Source organism: Natronolimnohabitans innermongolicus JCM 12255 (genome assembly GCF_000337215.1).
GTDB classification, from domain to species: domain Archaea; phylum Halobacteriota; class Halobacteria; order Halobacteriales; family Natrialbaceae; genus Natronolimnohabitans; species Natronolimnohabitans innermongolicus.
This window is the reverse complement of record NZ_AOHZ01000071.1, coordinates 1-17106: the sequence shown is the minus strand read 5'-3', so window position 1 is coordinate 17106 and position 17106 is coordinate 1. Positions and strand designations below refer to the sequence as shown.

Genomic DNA, 17106 nt, shown 5'->3' with positions numbered 1-17106 from the left:
CGTTCCCGATTTCGCTCGTTGTCCCCGCCGATCCACGACGCTGTCGGCACAAACGTTAAGTGTTGTCGTGGTGTTTGGTATCAATGAACATGGCATCCAGTGAACTCCGCAGCCGGCAGCGGCGACTCGAGCCAGTCGAGTCGGTTCCGCCGACCGCGACCGTCCGTCACGTCGACCAACTCGATACGGAGACACTGGACTATTTCTACGACGCCGTCGAGAACGGCCGCGCACTTCCGGCAGACGGCGCGACGAATCTCGAGGTCGGCGAGATCATCGTCTTCAACGGGTACGTCCGCGTCGAGCGGGCGTGACTCGAGACGAGATGAACGGAGCGGGGAGACGGTGATCGGACCCCAACCTGCACCGCTCTCGCTGCCCGCTAGTAACCACTGAAACGATGTACACACTGATCGCAACGCCCTCTGGCGATCAGGTGTGCAATGACTCCCAGTGGCTAGTATAGAAGTATCGAAGCCGTTTTCCCACGCGCGCGCTTTCGATAGCGTATGAACGGCGGTAGCGACATGACCCTGGCGTTCGAACTCGAGGCGCTGAAAGAGCTCGCCTCGCCCGAGAGCGTCTTCGAAGACGCCAGAGGGTGGACCGAGTACATCGGCGTCGTCTCCGAGAAGCCCACCTACGTGGTGACGAACTTCACGCGCAAGAACCGCATCCGGCAGGATTTCTTCTCGGGGCCGCGGGGTAAAGCCGAGAGTCTGGAGGGCGTCAAAGACCAGTTCAACACCGATCGGTACGTCTTCATCGGCTCGAGCGAGGAGGACGAACAGCTGGCCGAGGAGGTCGGCTGGGAGTATCTGGCCGTCACGGACGCGGCCGACGCCGCCGACTGGATCGTCGCCGACGACGCCGACGTCGGTGACGACGACGCCGAACCGGTCCGTGACGACTGGCCCTGAATTAGGTGAGGACGGGTCGACGTCGATCACTAACGGAAACTCTCACAGCGGCGAGAAACACCACCAACACTTATTCTTCGCCGTGCGAATCAGAGCTTATGTCTACCGTTGCAGTGTCGTTGTCTGAGCCATTGTTCGCCGTCAGTGGGCGAACTAGTCACGTGGTCGGTCGGCCGTGACGGCGATCGAACTCGAGGGGCTGACCAAACGATTCGGCGACGTCGTCGCCGTCGACGACCTCGACCTGACCATTCAAGAGGGTGAAATCTTCGGCTTTCTCGGACCGAACGGCGCCGGGAAGTCCACGACGATCGACATCCTGCTCGACTTCATCCGACCGACGGACGGTACCGCGACCGTGCTGGGCCACGACGCACAGTCCGAGGGGCTGGCCGTTCGGTCCCGAACCGGCGTCCTTCCCGACGCCTACCACGTCTACGACCGCCTCACCGGCCGCCAGCACGTCGAGTTCGCCGTCGAGATGAAAGGAGTCAACGACGATCCCGAGGCACTGCTCGAGCGCGTCCGAATCGCCGACGCCGCGGATCGAAAAGCCGGCGGCTACTCGAAGGGGATGCGCCAGCGGCTGGCGCTTGCGATGGCACTCGTCGGCGATCCCGACCTGCTCGTACTCGACGAGCCCTCGACCGGACTCGACCCCAATGGCGCCCGCGAGATGCGCGAGATCATCCGCGCGGAGAACGACCGCGGGACGACGGTCTTCTTCTCGAGTCACATCATGGAACAGGTCGAAGCCATCTGCGATCGGGTGGCGATTATCGACCGGGGGCAACTCGTCGCCGTCGATACGATCGACGGCCTCCGAAACGCGACGGAGACCGGCGAGACGCTGTACGTTTACGTCGCCGACGAACTCGACGAGACCGTCCTCGAGCGCGTGCGCGGACTCGAGGGCGTCGCCGCGGCGTCGATCGACGACGGTCGACTGCGAGTGCGCGTCGGCGACGTCTCGAAGTTCGCCGTCCTGCATGCGATCGACGAGGTCGCCGGCGTCCAGGACTTCTCGGTGGTCGAATCCTCGCTCGAGGACTTGTTCGTCCGCTACACGAACGAGCCAGTGGAGGTGGAGGCGTGACCTGGCTCACCGTCGCCAAGAAGGACTTCCGGGACGCGGTCCAGTCGCGTGCGCTGTGGGCGCTCGTCGGCGTCTTCGTCCTGGTCTCGCTGCTGTCGACGTACGCCTACGTCGAGGTTCCGGAGATGTTCGGCTCGCCGGCGGGGGCGACCTTCGGCGGGTTGCTCTTCTTTACCGTCGGACTCACCGGCCTGTTCGTTCCGCTGGCGGCGATCGTCGTCTGCTACAAATCGCTGGCCGGCGAGCGTGAACTCGGGAGCATCAAACTGCTGCTCTCGCTGCCGACCACCCGTGGACAGGTCCTGGCCGGCAAGGTCGCGGGTCGGGCGGCCGTGCTCGCGTTCGGGCTCGGTGTCGGCCTCGTCGTCGGACTCGGGTTCGGATCCCTGCTGCTCGGGACGTTCGATGCGGTCGCGGCCCTGACGTTCGTCCTCGTCACGCTCGCGTTCGGCGCGATCTACGCCACGATTATCGTCAGCATCTCCGCGACGACGGGGTCGACTTCGCGAGCGACGACGCTCTCGCTTGGCTTCTTCGTCGTCTTCGAACTCCTCTGGGACGTCGTCCCGATGGGGATCCTCTACGTCGTTGAAGGGTTCTCGTTCCCGACGACGATGCCCGACTGGATCTTCCCCGTGATGCAACTGGCCCCGTCCTCGGCGTACTTCTCGACGATCGTCGCCCTGTTGCCCGACCTCGCAGACACGGTCGGTGCCGAGCCGGCCCAGACGGGCGTGGGCGTCGAGGCTGGTGGCACAGACACAGGGTTCGAGGGGTTCTTCACAAGTCCCGAAGTCGGGATCGTCGTCCTCGCGTTCTGGCTGGTCGTCCCGCTGGCGATCGGCTACTACCGGTTTGCAGGCTCCGACCTCTGAGGCGGTCGCCGCGAGCCCCCGAGTCGTCGCCCTTTTGCTTCGTCCGGCCGAACGGGAGCTAATGACAGAGCCCCGCGTCCCGGGATCCGGCGGTGATCGGACGCTCGAGTTACCCTGCGGGACGACCCTCGACCCCCACGAGATCGATCTGGGAATGCGCGAGTACGGGTGTCCCTGCGGCGAGGCCCACGCGGTCGTCACCGACGTTCACCCGCCCTCTCGGTTCTTCCCCGAGTCCCTCGTCGCGATCCTCCAGGAGACGATCGAACCGGCCGACGAGTTCGACGAGTTCGGCACCCCCCACCTGATGGGCGTCGTCATGGAGGAGTTTCCCGAGAAGGTCGTCACCTACGACGCGAGCGACGACGGCGGCGTCGGCTACGCCATGCTGTGGGTGACCGACTTCGATTCGCGACGGCTCCACGAGATTATCGTCGAACTCGTCGTCGAACTCATGGAACACGCGATCAGCCACGCCGAAGACGACGGCGCCGTCACCGAGTTCGAGGCCCAGATGCTCGAGTTCGACGTAAGCGAGTTCGTCGAGCAGTATCGCCGCCAGCGGGAGTTCGAGAGCGAACACGATCGAGCGCTGTGAGCGCGACGGACGGCGATCACACCACCGAGACGACCAGCCGGAGCCCGCCGTCGGCGCTTTCCTCGAGCGACAGCGACCAGCCGTGGGCCTCGACGATCTCGGCGACGATCGCGAGTCCGAACCCCGTTCCGTCGGCGTTCGTACTATACCCCCACTCGAGCGCGGCGTCTCGAGCGTGAGCGGGGATGCCGGGGCCGTCGTCGCTGATCGCGAACCCGCCGGGCGTCGGTTCGACGGTGACCGTCACTCCGTCGCCAGCGTGTTCGCGCGCGTTCCGGAGGACGTTCTCGAAGAGCACGCGTAGCCGTTCCGGGTCGGCGTCTACCGCCGGCAGCGAGGTCGCCGTCTCGACGGTAAGCGTGGAGTCGACCGTTCGATGGGCTCGGTCGACGCTAGCCGCGAGATCGACCGTCTCCGTCTCGGTCAGCTGTTTCCCGGATCGGGCGAGCGTCAACACGTTCTCGATGAGTTCGTCCATCCGATCGTGCGCCCAGTCGATCTCCTCGAGATGGGCGCTCGCAGCGCCGTCGTCGCCGAGTTGGTGGTCGAGCATCTCCGCCCGTCCCATCGCGAGCGTCAACGGGTTCCGAAGATCGTGTGAAACCGTACTCGCAAAGGAGTCGAGCCGCTCGTTCTGGCGCTCGAGTTCCTGGCGGCGTTCGGCCAGTTCCGCCTCGCGCTGGGCTCGATCGAGGGATGCTTCCGCGTTGGCGGCGAGAATCTGTGCGAGCGTCACCGTTTCTTGATCGAGATCGTCCGGCTCGAGCGAACGGACGATGAAGATGCCATGTTCACCGAGCGGGATGACGGCCTCGCTTCGGATCGGCGTCTCGGGATTGCGGACGTTCGGTGCCGCTCGAACGTCGTCGTGGACGACGGTCTCTCCGGTTTCGTACGCGTCCCACGCGATGCTGCCGCCCGGTTCGATACGCGGTGCGACGCCGTCGAACAGGTCGATGCAGGCAGTGCTCATCGCCGCCGGGACGAGCCCGCGCGTCGACGGCTCCCGCGATTCGGCCGACGATCCGGACTCCGACGGGGGCGGCTCACTGGCCGTCGCGGATCGGGTCACGATGTCGTCCCGATAGAGGTGAACGGCGGTGAGTTCAAGGTCGAGGGCGTCGGCGGCGATGTCCGTGACGATCCGAGCGATCGTCTCGGCTTCCGTCGCACCCATCAACCGTCGAGTTCCGTCGTGGAGACGGCGGATTCGGCGCTCTTGCTCGGCGTGCGAGGAGATGTCACGAACGACGCCGACGCTGCCGGTTACCGTCCCCTCGTCGACCAGCGGCGCGACGTTTACCTCCACGGAACACAGGGGTCCCTCGCCCAGCGTCGCGGTTACTTCGACCGTCTCCCACGCTCGCCCGTCCGTCGCGTGAATCTCACGAAGCGTCTGCAGAACGCGGTTCGTATCCGCTGGGAGGACGAACTCGGTGATCGACTTGCCGACCAGTTCCGACTGCGGAACCCCGACGGCCCGTGCCATCGCCTCGTTTGCCATCTCGATCCGGCCGTCGTCGTCGAGGATGTACATCGAGTCGCCGACCGTCTCGACCAGCGTCCGGTAGCGCTCGAGGCGGTCGGCCCGGCTCTCAGTTTCGACGACGGTCCGCAACTGCGCACGAAGTCGCTCGAGCGAATCGTCCCGCCCTTTCGGGACGTAGCCCGAAAAGCCAGCCGTAAGGGCATTGCTCGCGAGTAGTTCGTCGCCATCCGCCGTGTACAACACGGCGGGAACGTCCGCGATATCGTCGCTTCGAAGGGACGTGTACAGTGACAGGGCGTCGGTCTCGGAGAGTCGATACTCCGTGATGAGACACGCGTACGCAGAGTGGGGATCCGACAGTGCGCGACGCAGATCGGTCGGCGTCCCGACCGCCTCGACGGTAAGGTCGTCGACGGCCGACTCGAGCGAGTCGGCGGTACGTCGTCGAACTGTCGCGTTCGGGTCGAGGTACAGAACGGACGGTGGCGGCCTCGAACCTGATCCTCCGGCGGCAACCATCTCGTTGAATTCGAACAGAGAGTGTGTCACTATAAACTGTTTGGCCAACGTGGTGGGTTGTGACACCAGAACACACGCGACCGCTCGCGTCGGACCGGTCGTCGGCCGAATACGAGATTCGCGCAGCCGAAGTCGGGGCGCGGTTCGCAGACGGTCGCCGATCGACGCCAGTTTGCGGCGAAACACAACTGCAGTCGACCGAGCGGGAGATCTGGGGACGACGATTCGAATTTCGAAAAGCCGTTTCGAGATTCGTACTGTATCGTGGGGCTTATTACGATGTGCGAACTTCGGACGAACAAGCAAAATGAGTACGGACCAGCAGTCTACGGGCGAGACGGGGGACGGACGTACGATCCTGTTGATCGGAAGCGGCCCGATCCAGATCGGACAGGCGGCCGAGTTCGACTACTCGGGCGCACAGGCCTGTCGAGCGCTCCAGGAGGAGGGCGCTCGAGTCGTCCTCGTCAACTCAAACCCGGCGACGATCATGACCGATCCGGAGATGGCCGACGAGGTCTACATCGAGCCGATCACCACGGAGGCCATCGCCGAGATCATTCGCAAGGAACGCCCCGACGGCGTCATCGCCGGGCTCGGCGGTCAGACCGGCCTGAACGTCACGGCCGAACTCGCCGAGGAGGGCGTCCTCGAGCAGTACGGCGTCGAGATCATGGGGACGCCGCTGGACACCATCTACGCGACGGAAGACCGCGACCTCTTCCGTCAGCGCATGGAGAAGATCGGCCAGCCAGTCCCCGCGTCGACGACCATCTCGCTCGAGGAAGACGAGTCGGTCTCGGAACTGACCGAAGACGACCTCGAGGAGCGCGTCCAGGCGGCCGTCGACGAGGTCGGTGGGCTCCCCGTAATCGCCCGCACGACCTACACGCTGGGCGGCTCCGGTTCGGGCGTCGTCCACGAGTTCGACGAGTTGCTCGCCCGGGTCCGCAAGGGTCTGCGCCTCTCGCGTAACAGCGAGGTCCTCATCACCGAGTCCATCTCGGGCTGGGTCGAGTACGAGTACGAAGTGATGCGCGACGCCGACGACTCCTGTATCATCATCTGCAACATGGAGAACATCGACCCGATGGGCATCCACACCGGGGAGTCGACGGTCGTCACGCCTTCCCAGATCGTCCCCGACGAGGGCCACCAGGAGATGCGCACCGCAGCGCTCGACGTCATCCGCGAACTCGGGATTCAGGGCGGCTGTAACATCCAGTTCGCCTGGCGCGACGACGGCACCCCCGGCGGCGAGTACCGCGTCGTCGAGGTCAACCCCCGCGTCTCCCGTTCTTCCGCGCTGGCTTCCAAGGCGACCGGTTACCCGATCGCCCGCGTGACCGCGAAGGTCGCACTCGGCAAGCGCCTCCACGAGATCGAGAACGAAATTACGGGCGAGACCACGGCCGCCTTCGAGCCGGCGATCGACTACGTGGTTACCAAAGTGCCGCGCTGGCCCAAAGACAAGTTCGAGGACGTCGACTTCGAACTCACGACGGCGATGAAGTCGACCGGCGAGGCGATGGCCATCGGCCGCACCTTCGAGGAATCCATGCTCAAGGCCCTCCGATCGTCGGAGTACGAACCCAGCGTCGACTGGGCCGACGTCAGCGACGACGAACTCGAGGAGACTTACCTCGAGCGCCCCTCGCCGGACCGTCCCTACGCCCTCTTCGAGGCGTTCGAGCGCGGCTACACCGTCGACGAAGTCGTCGAACTGACGGGCATCTTCGAGTGGTACACCGAGCGCTTCAAGCGCATCGCGGAGTCGACGCGGGCCGCACAGGAAGGCGACTTCACCGAGGCCGCGATCGCCGGCCACACCAACGCCACGATCGCCGCCACCGCGGGAGCCGACGTCGACGCCGTCGAGCAGGAAGTGCCCGGTCGCACCTACAAGCAGGTCGACACCTGCGCCGGCGAGTTCGAGGCCGAGACGCCGTACTACTACTCCTCGCGGAAAAACGAGTTCGAGTCCGGCCCGCTCGTCGGCGACGCCGCCTCGGGCGAACTCGAGGTCGATCGCGATCTCGAGAGCGTAATCGTCGTCGGCGGTGGCCCGATCCGTATCGGCCAGGGTGTCGAGTTCGACTACTGTTCGGTCCACGCGGTCCAGGCGCTTCGCGACATGGGTATCGACGCCCACGTCGTCAACAACAACCCCGAGACGGTCTCGACGGACTACGACACGTCCGACGGACTGTTCTTCGAGCCCATTACTGCGGAAGAGGTCGCCGACGTCGCCGAGGCGACCGGCGCCGACGGCGTGATGGTCCAGTTCGGCGGCCAGACCTCCGTGAACATCGGCGAACCGCTCCAGGACGAGATCGACCGCCGCGGCCTCAAGTGTGAGGTCATGGGCACGTCCGTCGAAGCGATGGACCTAGCGGAGGACCGCGACCGCTTCAACGCCCTGATGGACGACCTCGGCATCGCCCAGCCCGAAGGCGGCGCCGCCCACAGCAAGGAGGAAGCCATGCAGTTGGCCCACGAGATCGGCTACCCCGTGCTCGTCCGCCCCTCCTACGTGCTCGGCGGCCGCGCGATGGAGGTCGTCTACGACGACGAGGAACTCGAGCGCTACATCGAGGAGGCCGTCCGCGTCAGCCCGGACAAGCCGATCCTCGTCGACGACTTCCTCGCCGACGCCATCGAACTCGACGTTGACGCCGTTTCCGACGGCGAGGACGTCCTCATCGGCGGCGTGATGGAACACGTCGAGACGGCCGGGGTTCACTCCGGCGACTCCGCCTGTATGATCCCGCCGCGCTCGCTCGACGACGAGACGCTGGCTCGCGTCCGCGAGGTCACCGAAGACATCGCGGAGGCCCTCGAGACGGTCGGCCTGCTGAACGTCCAGCTCGCGGTGCGCGACGGAGAAGTGTACGTCCTCGAGGCGAACCCGCGTTCGTCCCGTACCGTTCCGTTCATCTCGAAGGCCACGGACGTCCCGATCGCCAAGATCGCCGCGAAGGTCATGGCCGGCAACACGCTCGAGGAGCTCGAAATCGAGGAGCAGATTCCCGAGCAGACCTCGATCAAGGAGGTCGTCCTGCCGTTCGACCGCCTGCCGGGCTCGGACCCGCGTCTCGGTCCGGAGATGAAATCGACGGGCGAGGTCATGGGCAGCGCCGACTCCTTCGGCAAGGCCTACGACAAGGCCCAGGACGCGACGGGCAAGCCGATCCCCGACTCCGGGACGGCGATCATCGACCTCTCGGCCGACAAGTTCCCCGACCCGGATACCGAGGACGGCGACGCGCTGGTCGACGGCTTCACCGAGTACTTCGACCTCTGTGAGGAGGTCGACCTCGCGCAGGCCGTCCGCGAGGGGAAGGTCGACCTCATCGTCTCCCGCGACCGCGACCTCCTCGAGGTCGCCGTCGAGGAGGAGATCACCTACTTCTCGACGCCCGCGAGCGCGAAGGCCGCGCTCGAGGCCCTCGAGGCCAAAGACGAACCGATCGACGTCCAGGCCGTCAGCGACCGTCCGAAGCAGACCGCGGAGTGGGGCCGTTCGGACTGATCGCCGCTCGAACGAGTTGAGTCGATCCCGAACCGACGGCTGATCGGTCTGGCGCCCGTTTTCGCCGGCTTCGTGTTCTTTTTCGTCTTCGTCCTCGAGCCGATAGACGCGTCGGGTCGGCGGGCGGCACGCTTTTCCGGCGCAGTCGTGTCGGTAGCATCGTGGGACGCTACCAGCCGGGCCGACACGACACGTTCATCGCCTGTGAGACGCCTCGATGCGGAGCGAGCAACGCCCCCGAGGGCACTCCGGAGTACGATTCCGACTGCTGGCGATGCGGGGAACCGCTCGGTGGCAGACCCGACCCGGGAGACGAAGTGACCGTCGATATCGTCGACGAGAAAGCCGACGGCACGCTCGTCTGCAAAACCGAGGGCGGCTTCGTCCTCTTTCTCGAGGCCGATATCGCGGCGATCGAGGCGACGGTCCGCGTCACGTCCGTCGACGGAACTCACGGCGAAGCGGAACTCCTCGAGGCGGGGCCGTAGCGGGACGGAGGCTGGACGCGATTTTCGGCGCCCGACGTGAGAGCGTTCGTCTAGCGGCTCAGTCGCGTGTGTACCAGTCGAACCGTTCGACCGCGTACAGGTACGACACGACGGGGGCGATCAGGCCGACGACGAGGACGGTCCACGCCGCGATCGTGATCTCGCGGGCCGACGGTGCCGTCTCGGGGCCGGGGAGCCACGCCGCGACCGCCGCGAACAGGTCGGCGAGCAGGTCGGGCGAGTCGGTGTAGAGGACCAGCGCGGCGATCGCCGGGAAGATGATCCCGATCGAGTAGACGATGAAAGCGGTCTTGCTCGGCATGATCGCCTCGCGGTTGCTCGAGATGCTGACGCTTCCGAAGCGGGGCGCTGCGGTTCCGACTCCGGTCGCCAGCGCGGGCGTGACTACGGCGCCGACGGTGGTCGCCGCGACCAGCGCGGCGGTCTGTTCTACCGACAGCGGGCTGGCGAGTCCCAACGCGAGCGAGGCGACGAGCGCGATCGGCGCGGCGACGACGCTGCCGGCGATCACGAGCCCCGCGATGGCCTGTCGGCCGGTCAGCGGCGAGGCGACGACGGCGGGGAGCGCTCGACCGAGGTCGCCGAGCGGATTGAGCGTAAACAGCGCGCCGGCGCCCCAGACGACGTACAGCGAGAGCGCAACGGCGACGTACGACGGGACGGTCCCCGTCTGGACGATCTCCTGGAGGAAGAAGATCGACCCGAGCAGCGGGTACGCGACGTAGACGAGTCGGATCGGCGCCCGCTTCGTTCGTCGGATCGCGGTCAGCGTCACCGTCTGAATCGGTCGCGAAAGACCGTACGAGAGGGCGGTTCCGAGACGGTTCGATCGATCCGTCTGACTCGACTCGGACTCGTCGAACCGCGCCGGATCGGCGAACCAGTGGACTCGCGCGGAGACGACGCCGGCGGCGAAGGCGGCGGTGGTGAGGACTGCGGCGCCGACGAACGCGCCGACGAGCGGGAGCGTCGACGCGGCGACGTTCGGCACGCCGGCGAGCACGAGGTGTCCCAGCCACCCCAGCGGACTGTCCTGCAGCGTCGTGAAGAGGCCGCTGGTAAGCAGGTTGAAGTGACCCGTCCCGATCGCCCCGAAGTAGGCGAGCCAGAAGCCCGCGAAGATGACGTAGCGGTAGCGAGCGATCGGTTCGTAGACGGTCACGAGGTGGCGAACCCAGGTGCCGAGTACGAACCCGACGGGAACGGCCGTCACGAGAACGAGGCCGACGACCAGCGGCGCCACGGCCAGCGGGACGGCCGTTCCGGCACCGTAGGCGAACGCGCCCGCGAGGACGATCGCCGGCGGGAGGACCCAGACCGCAAACATCGCTATTTCGGCGGCGACGACGCCGACGACGACGTTTCGGAGTTTCGTCGAGGTGAGCAGGAACGCCGGTTTATCGGGGTCGGCCGCCGCGGAGAACGTCCGGATCGCGGCCATGAAGGTCAGAAAGACCCAGCCGAGGGCAACGCCGCCGGTGACGAACTCCGTCGCCAGCGTCGCCTCGTCCGGCGTCACGCCCGCTGCTACCTCCGAGCCAAGCGTCGGCAGCAGATAACCGCCGGCCAGCATGATCGAACCCCCCATAAACAGCGCCAGCAGCGCCATCATGAGCAGCTTCGTCCGCTCGTCGGAGACCGACCGAATCGTGCGGCGGAACTCCGTTCGAGCGACCAGCAGCGGAATCCGGGTCACCGGCGATCACCGGCGTCGACCCGTCGTCCGTGGAACGTACAGGGGACCATACTCGAGAGCGAGGCGCGCAGTCAGTAAATAGTTCGGATTCTGTCATTCGTCGGCCGCCGTCGAACGTGTTACACATTTATGATGACGGAGCCGAAATCGGCGGACGATGAGCCCTCCCGACGCACCCGCGATCGAGACCGACGGGCTGACCAAGCGCTACGGCGAGACGACCGCCGTCGCCGGACTGACGGTGACCGTCGATCGGGGGACGATCTACGGCTTTCTCGGCCCGAACGGCGCGGGGAAGACGACGACGATGCGGATGCTGACGACGCTGACGAAGCCGACGTCGGGGACGGCCCGCGTCGCCGGCCAGCCGATCACCGACCGCGAGTCCGTCACGCCCCACATCGGCTACCTGCCCGAGGAGCCGCCGATCTACGACGAACTCACCGGGCGCGAGCAACTCGAGTACGCCGCCGGGCTGCGCGATCTGCCCGAAGCGGAGTCGACCGAGCGCATCGAGTCGCTGCTCGAGCGCTTCGACCTCCGCGCCGACGCCGACCGACGCATCGAGGGCTACTCGAAGGGGATGCGCCAGAAGGTCGGCGTTATCCAGGCCGTCCTCCACGAGCCCGACGTCGCCTTCCTCGACGAGCCCACCAGCGGTCTCGATCCGCGGGCCGCCCGGACGATGCGCAACACGATCGCCGATCTCGCCGACCAGGAGATGACCATCTTCCTCTCGACGCACATCCTCCCCGTCGTCGACGAACTGGCCGACGAGATCGGCGTCCTTCACGACGGCAAGCTGGTCGCCCAGGGCGAGCCCGAGACGCTGAAATCTCGCGCCGAGACGGGCGAGTCGCGAAGTCTCGAGGACGCGTTCCTCGAGGTGACCCAGAAACACGGCGGGGATGCGGGACAGTCGGCGGAACCGCCGGCGGAGTAGCGATCGTCCGGCCACCCTCGAGTTGGTCCGGGTCCCGGCGAGTTCCCGACCGCCGCGTGGACCGAACAGCACTCCGCTACGGTACCGGAAACGGCCTGCTCGGATTTTTCGACGCGCGCTAGCTCGCGTTCGTCGTCCCCCTGGCGAACGGAGGACGAAACGTCGGATTCGGGCGGCCGCCGGTCCGACAGTTCGGCTGACTCGCGCGGCCGACCGATCGACCCCGTTCGATGCCCCCGCGCGGCCGGCGGACGACGACTCCGACACCCCTAAGCGCGGGGACCCGTTGGTTCGGATATGGAGTATCACGAGGCGGCGGACTTCTTATTCGATCTGCGGCGATTCCGCCCGAAGCCCGGGACGGAATCGACGGCGCGGCTGCTCGCCCACCTCGAGGATCCCCACGACGGCGTCGACTTCGTCCAGATCGCCGGCTCCAACGGCAAGGGAAGCACGGCGCGCATGCTCGAGCGAAGCCTCCGGGAAGCCGGCCTCTCCGTCGGGCTCTACACCTCGCCCCACCTCGAGGACGTCCGCGAGCGCGTCCGCGTCGACGGGCGAAAGATCCCGCGAGCGGCGGTCTGTGAGTTCGTCGCCGAGGCCCGCGAGTATATCACGGAACGCGGGGCCGACGGCGACTCGCCGACGTTCTTCGAGGCGATGACCGCACTGGCCGTCTGGCACTTCGGCCGCGAGGACGTCGACGTCGCCGTCCTCGAGGTCGGCATCGGCGGCAAGTACGACGCGACGAGCGTCGTCGATCCGGTCGCGAGCGCGGTGACGAGCGTCACCCTCGAGCACACGGGTATCCTCGGCGACACCGTCGGGGAAATCGCCCGCGACAAGGCCCACGTCGCGCCCGACGACGCGCCCCTCGTCACCGGTGCGACGGGCGAGGCGCTCGCCGGCGTCCAGGAGGTCACCTCGGACGTGGTGACCATCGGAGCGGCGCAAACGGACCGCGACGACGACCCGGACGTCCATGTCGAACACCGCGGCCGGGCGAACCACACCGAGGCGTCGATCGCTATCGAACGCGACGACCGCGACTGGCGCCTCGAGACCCGGATTCCGCTGCTCGGCACGCACCAGGCCGAGAACGCGGGGATCGCCGCGGTTCTGGCCCGCCAGGTCGCGGACGTCTCGGACGACGACCTCGGACGGGGACTGCGAAGCGCCCACTGGCCCGGTCGGTTCGAGGTGATCGACACCGAGCCGCTGACCGTCCTCGACGGGGCGCACAACCCCGGCGCCTGCGAGCAACTCGCCGACACGCTTTCGACGTACGACTACGACCGTCTCCACCTCGTCTTCGGCGCGATGCACGAGAAAGATCACCGGGAGATGGCCGCGACGCTACCGACGCCCGACTCGGTGCTCGCGACCGAACCGAGCCTCGAGCGCGCCGAGGACGCCGACGTCCTCGCCCGCGTCTTTGCTGACGCCGGCGTCGACGACGTCCGGACCGTCGGAACCGTCCAGGACGCGCTCGAGACGGCGCTCGCAGACGCCGGCGAGGACGACTGCGTGCTCGTGACGGGGTCGCTGTTCGCCGTCGCCGAAGCGCGCGCACACTGGACCGGCGCGGGGGTGCCAAAGCGGATCAGCGACCGATCTGACGCCCGCGACGCCCTCGAACGGGCGAACGTTCCGTCCGCGGACGACGCGGCCCTCCAGGGCGATGCGGTCCACCGAGTCGTCAGGTACTCGCTCGGCTACGAGCGGGCGATCGCCCTCGAGCGAGAACTGCTCCGCGTGGGCGGCGAGTGCGCCCTCTCCGGACTCCGGCGCGACGACGAGACCGTCGACGCCGTCCTGATGGGCACCGTCACGCAGTTCGAACGACTGCTCGAGCGACTCGAGGGAGCGGATAGCGAAGACGGAGCCGTCGATACCGGCGGCCTCGGCGACGTCGCCCGCGATCTTCGACGAACGCTCGAGTCGAACGAAGGCGTCGGCGGCGCCGAAGCGAACGGCGGTGACGACGACGATGGAGCTACCAGCGCCGACGACGATCCCGGCGACGGCTACCCCTGGGACGACCGTACCGCCGTCATGGGGATCCTGAACGTCACGCCCGACAGCTTCCACGACGGCGGCCAGTACGACGCCCTCGAGGACGCCGTCGCCCAGGCGGAAGCGATGATCGACGCCGGCGTCGACGTGATCGACGTCGGCGGCGAGTCGACCCGACCGGGTGCCGATCCCGTCCCCGTCGAGGCGGAGATCGATCGCGTCGTACCCGTCGTCGAGCGAATCGCGGACCTCGACGTTCACATCTCGATCGACACGCGCAAAGCCGCCGTCGCCGAGGCCGCCCTCGAGGCCGGCGCGGACATCATCAACGACGTCTCGGGACTCGAGGATCCCGAGATGCGCTTCGTCGTCGCGGAGCACGACGCCGTCCTCGTCGTGATGCACAGCATCGACGCGCCGGTCGTTCCCGGGCGCGAGGTCGAGTACGACGACGTCGTCGAGGACGTGATTGACCAGCTCGCAGAGCGCATCCTGCTGGCCGAGAAGGCCGGAATCGACCGCGAGGATATCGTCGTCGATCCGGGGATCGGCTTCGGGAAGTCCGCCCGCGAGAGCTTCGAGATGCTCGGCCGCACCGACGAGTTTCACGCGCTTGGCTGTCCCGTCCTGATTGGACACTCCCACAAGTCGATGTTCGCCCGCGTCGGCCGGGCGGCCGGCGAGCGCGCCGCGGCGACGGTCGCGGCGAGCGCGGTCGCCGCCGAACGCGGCGCCGACATTGTCCGGGTTCACGACGTCCCCGAAAACGTCGCCGCGGTCAGAACGGCGCTCGCGGCCCGCGAACCCGACCGTTTCGACTGGCGCTGCTGACCGCGCTCCGAGGCGGGCAAGCGGTGCAGACGGTCACGGAGCGATCAAATCCGCCCGCCTCGACTATTCACCTGCCGGTCGAAGGTTCAACCGTCCGGAGCGTGTACGTTCGCTGAACGTCCCATGTCCGAGGAATCCGATCACGATCTGACGGCGGAGACGATGGATCGCGTCGAAACGCTCACACCGCAGGATCCCGCCGACGCGGCGACGGCCGTCGCGTCGAGCGAGACGCGGTCGCTGGCATCGATAGTGGGCGGCGGCGTGCTATTACTATCGGCGCTCAAGTCCCTCCGAAAGGGACAGCTCCGAGCGGTGCCGAAGGGCGCGGCCGCCGCCGGACTGCTCGGGTACGGCCTCCGACGGCGGGGCTCGAGCGGCTCCGAGTCGGAAGCGGAGACGTTCGAGCCCGAACTGAGCCACGTCGAGGGTGAGACCGACGAAAAGGACGTCTCCGACGAAGCACACGAAGCCGCCGTGCGCGAGGACGCCGGACACGAGGCGGAGATCGACGCCAGCGGCGACGTCGAGGAGTCCGCACAGCTAGGCGAGGAAGGCGAGACGGGGTCCGAGGTCGAGTTCGTCGACGACGAGTCTGAACAGGACGCGACCCGGACCAAACCCGAACACGAGAGTGAGGAAGAAGATCCGCGACGCGACACCGAGGACGGCGACGAAACCGTCGAGGTCGACGTCTCCGATACGGCGATGGCCGAGGAGACCGCGGAGGCGACCGGACCGGATCCGGAACAGGCCGAGCCGACCCAGACGGACGCGACCGAACCCGAAGCGACGCCCGAGGAAGACGCCTCGGAGATGAAAGTCGAGCCGGGCGAAGACAGCGAGAGTGCGGGAGACGACGCCGAAAACGAAGACGGCGACGAGGAAGCGAGCGCGGACGACGAACCCGACGAGACGGACGACGAGAACAGCAGTTAGGGTTTCCGTCGCCGGCGTCGGCGCGTCTCGGTTTCGTCTCGCGCTTCGTTCTGTGCACCCTGCCACTTCGAGAGCAGGTACGCAGGGAGGCCGATCGCCAGCGCCGCGAGCACCGCCCCCGCGACTGCCGTCCAGCGAGGGACGGACCCGACGTCGAACGCTTCGATCGTGGTCACCTCGAGGACGATCAGCGCCGCGGCCAGGATAACCAGCGCCGTTAACAAGAGGACGGCGTACTCGAGGCGCCGTCCGTCCTGGTCTGCCATACGCGGGGTTGTCAGTCGACTCGCATGAATCGTTCGACTCCGGTTCGTTCCGGATTCGGCGTGGCCCGCGATGGATCGGAAACGGGCGTCGGCGATTCCGGATCGGGACGCGGACGTTCCGGCGAACCCCATCATACTTCGGGTTGTGCGAAGCGATGTTCCGCATCCCATAAGTCCCCTCGATACGAACGGACGCGTATGCAGTACCAACCGCTCGGCGACTCCGGCGTCGAGGTCAGCGAAGTCGGCTTCGGCGCGTGGGTCGTCGGCACCGACTGGTGGGGCGACCGCTCCGAAGACGACGCCCTCGAGATGGTCCGCTACGCCATCGACCAGGGAGTGACGTACATCGACACCGGCGACGTCTACGGCCACGGCCGCAGCGAGGAGCTGATCGGCGAGGCCATCGACGACGTCCGCGACGAGGTCACGCTCGCGACGAAAGTCGGCTACGACTTCTACAACAATCCGCAGGCCGGCCACGGCGAACTGCCAAAGGAGATGGACCCCGACTACCTCCGCGAGGCCGTCGAGAAGAGTCTCGAGCGCCTCGACGTCGACCAGATCGACGTCCTCCAGCTTCACAACGCCAACGTCGACGAGATCACGCCCGACGTCCTCGAACTCCTCGACGAACTCGAAGAGGAGGGGCTGATCCGCGCCCGCGGGCTCGCGCTCGGGCCGTCGATCGGCTGGCTCGCCGAAGGCGACCTCGCCATCGAGGAGGAGTTCGACTCCCTGCAACTGGTCTGGAACGTCTTAGAGCAGGAGGTCGGTAACCACTTCCTCGAGACGATCGAGCGAACGGGCTCGTCGACGAGCCTGATTCCCCGAGTGCCCCACTCCTCGGGCTGTCTCTTATACACATCTCTGAGCG

Annotated in this window: 14 protein-coding genes; 11 read left to right on the top strand and 3 right to left on the bottom strand. The window is 66.9% G+C overall.

From position 1 onward, the window contains the following. Positions 1–83: 83 nt before the first annotated feature. The 5 genes from C493_RS14990 (at position 84) to C493_RS14970 (ending at position 3489) form a co-directional block, all read left to right on the top strand. A complete protein-coding gene (locus C493_RS14990; protein ID WP_049889396.1) occupies positions 84–314 on the top strand; it encodes a hypothetical protein in 231 nt (76 codons plus the stop codon). Between the two features lie 195 nt (positions 315–509). Continuing rightward, a complete protein-coding gene (locus C493_RS14985; RefSeq protein ID WP_007260309.1) occupies positions 510–920 on the top strand; it encodes a DUF7124 domain-containing protein in 411 nt (136 codons plus the stop codon). A 175-nt stretch (positions 921–1095) separates the two neighbouring features. After that, positions 1096–2016: an ABC transporter ATP-binding protein gene (locus C493_RS14980; RefSeq protein ID WP_007260308.1), complete on the top strand. Its 921-nt coding sequence runs from the start codon at positions 1096–1098 to the stop codon at positions 2014–2016. Continuing rightward, positions 2013–2891, top strand: coding sequence for an ABC transporter permease subunit (locus tag C493_RS14975; RefSeq protein ID WP_007260307.1), 879 nt, complete (start codon positions 2013–2015; stop codon positions 2889–2891). The genes C493_RS14980 and C493_RS14975 overlap by 4 nt, the downstream gene beginning before the upstream one ends. A gap of 61 nt (positions 2892–2952) precedes the next feature. Next, positions 2953–3489 carry a DUF5815 family protein gene (locus tag C493_RS14970; RefSeq protein ID WP_007260306.1) on the top strand — a complete coding sequence of 179 codons (537 nt, stop codon included), beginning with the start codon at positions 2953–2955 and terminating at the stop codon, positions 3487–3489. A 16-nt stretch (positions 3490–3505) separates the two neighbouring features. On the opposite strand, the gene C493_RS14965 is transcribed toward C493_RS14970, so the two are convergent. Beyond that, a complete protein-coding gene (locus C493_RS14965; protein ID WP_083912425.1) occupies positions 3506–5497 on the bottom strand; it encodes a PAS domain S-box protein in 1992 nt (663 codons plus the stop codon). 307 nt (positions 5498–5804) lie between these two features. Here C493_RS14965 and carB point away from each other — a divergent pair, with 307 nt between their 5' ends. Together carB and C493_RS14955 are read left to right on the top strand one after the other, a co-directional pair. Next, positions 5805–9029, top strand: coding sequence for a carbamoyl-phosphate synthase large subunit (gene carB / locus C493_RS14960; protein WP_007260304.1), 3225 nt, complete (start codon positions 5805–5807; stop codon positions 9027–9029). Between the two features lie 161 nt (positions 9030–9190). Continuing rightward, positions 9191–9517: a hypothetical protein gene (locus C493_RS14955; protein WP_007260303.1), complete on the top strand. Its 327-nt coding sequence runs from the start codon at positions 9191–9193 to the stop codon at positions 9515–9517. A 58-nt stretch (positions 9518–9575) separates the two neighbouring features. Here the strand turns inward: C493_RS14955 and C493_RS14950 are convergent, their stop codons facing one another. After that, a complete protein-coding gene (locus C493_RS14950; protein WP_007260302.1) occupies positions 9576–11234 on the bottom strand; it encodes a hypothetical protein in 1659 nt (552 codons plus the stop codon). Positions 11235–11391: 157 nt separating this feature from the next. Between C493_RS14950 and C493_RS14945 the strand changes: the two genes are divergently transcribed. The 3 genes from C493_RS14945 to C493_RS14935 all read left to right on the top strand — a co-directional run bounded on the left by C493_RS14945 (position 11392) and on the right by C493_RS14935 (position 15963). After that, positions 11392–12177: an ABC transporter ATP-binding protein gene (locus C493_RS14945; RefSeq protein ID WP_007260301.1), complete on the top strand. Its 786-nt coding sequence runs from the start codon at positions 11392–11394 to the stop codon at positions 12175–12177. A 297-nt stretch (positions 12178–12474) separates the two neighbouring features. Then, positions 12475–15024, top strand: a complete 2550-nt coding sequence (folP, locus tag C493_RS14940; RefSeq protein WP_007260300.1) for a dihydropteroate synthase — start codon at positions 12475–12477, stop codon at positions 15022–15024. Between the two features lie 123 nt (positions 15025–15147). Continuing rightward, positions 15148–15963: a hypothetical protein gene (locus C493_RS14935; RefSeq protein WP_007260299.1), complete on the top strand. Its 816-nt coding sequence runs from the start codon at positions 15148–15150 to the stop codon at positions 15961–15963. Here the strand turns inward: C493_RS14935 and C493_RS14930 are convergent. After that, positions 15960–16229, bottom strand: a complete 270-nt coding sequence (locus tag C493_RS14930; protein WP_049889398.1) for a hypothetical protein — start codon at positions 16227–16229, stop codon at positions 15960–15962. The two genes, C493_RS14935 and C493_RS14930, sit on opposite strands and share 4 nt — an antisense overlap. A gap of 198 nt (positions 16230–16427) precedes the next feature. Here C493_RS14930 and C493_RS14925 point away from each other — a divergent pair. Further along, on the top strand, positions 16428–17106 hold a 679-nt coding region (locus C493_RS14925), incomplete at its 3' end, for an aldo/keto reductase (protein WP_007260297.1).

Bases quoted from the DNA above. Each gene is read 5' to 3' on its own strand.
- folP (WP_007260300.1), top strand. From the start codon at position 12,475: ATGGAGTATCACGAGGCGGCGGACTTCTTATTCGATCTGCGGCGATTC.
- C493_RS14945 (WP_007260301.1), top strand. From the start codon at position 11,392: ATGAGCCCTCCCGACGCACCCGCGATCGAGACCGACGGGCTGACCAAG.
- C493_RS14990 (WP_049889396.1), top strand. From the start codon at position 84: ATGAACATGGCATCCAGTGAACTCCGCAGCCGGCAGCGGCGACTCGAG.
- C493_RS14970 (WP_007260306.1), top strand. From the start codon at position 2,953: ATGACAGAGCCCCGCGTCCCGGGATCCGGCGGTGATCGGACGCTCGAG.
- C493_RS14985 (WP_007260309.1), top strand. From the start codon at position 510: ATGAACGGCGGTAGCGACATGACCCTGGCGTTCGAACTCGAGGCGCTG.
- carB (WP_007260304.1), top strand. From the start codon at position 5,805: ATGAGTACGGACCAGCAGTCTACGGGCGAGACGGGGGACGGACGTACG.
- C493_RS14935 (WP_007260299.1), top strand. From the start codon at position 15,148: ATGTCCGAGGAATCCGATCACGATCTGACGGCGGAGACGATGGATCGC.
- C493_RS14930 (WP_049889398.1), bottom strand. From the start codon at position 16,229: ATGGCAGACCAGGACGGACGGCGCCTCGAGTACGCCGTCCTCTTGTTA.
- C493_RS14965 (WP_083912425.1), bottom strand. From the start codon at position 5,497: ATGGTTGCCGCCGGAGGATCAGGTTCGAGGCCGCCACCGTCCGTTCTG.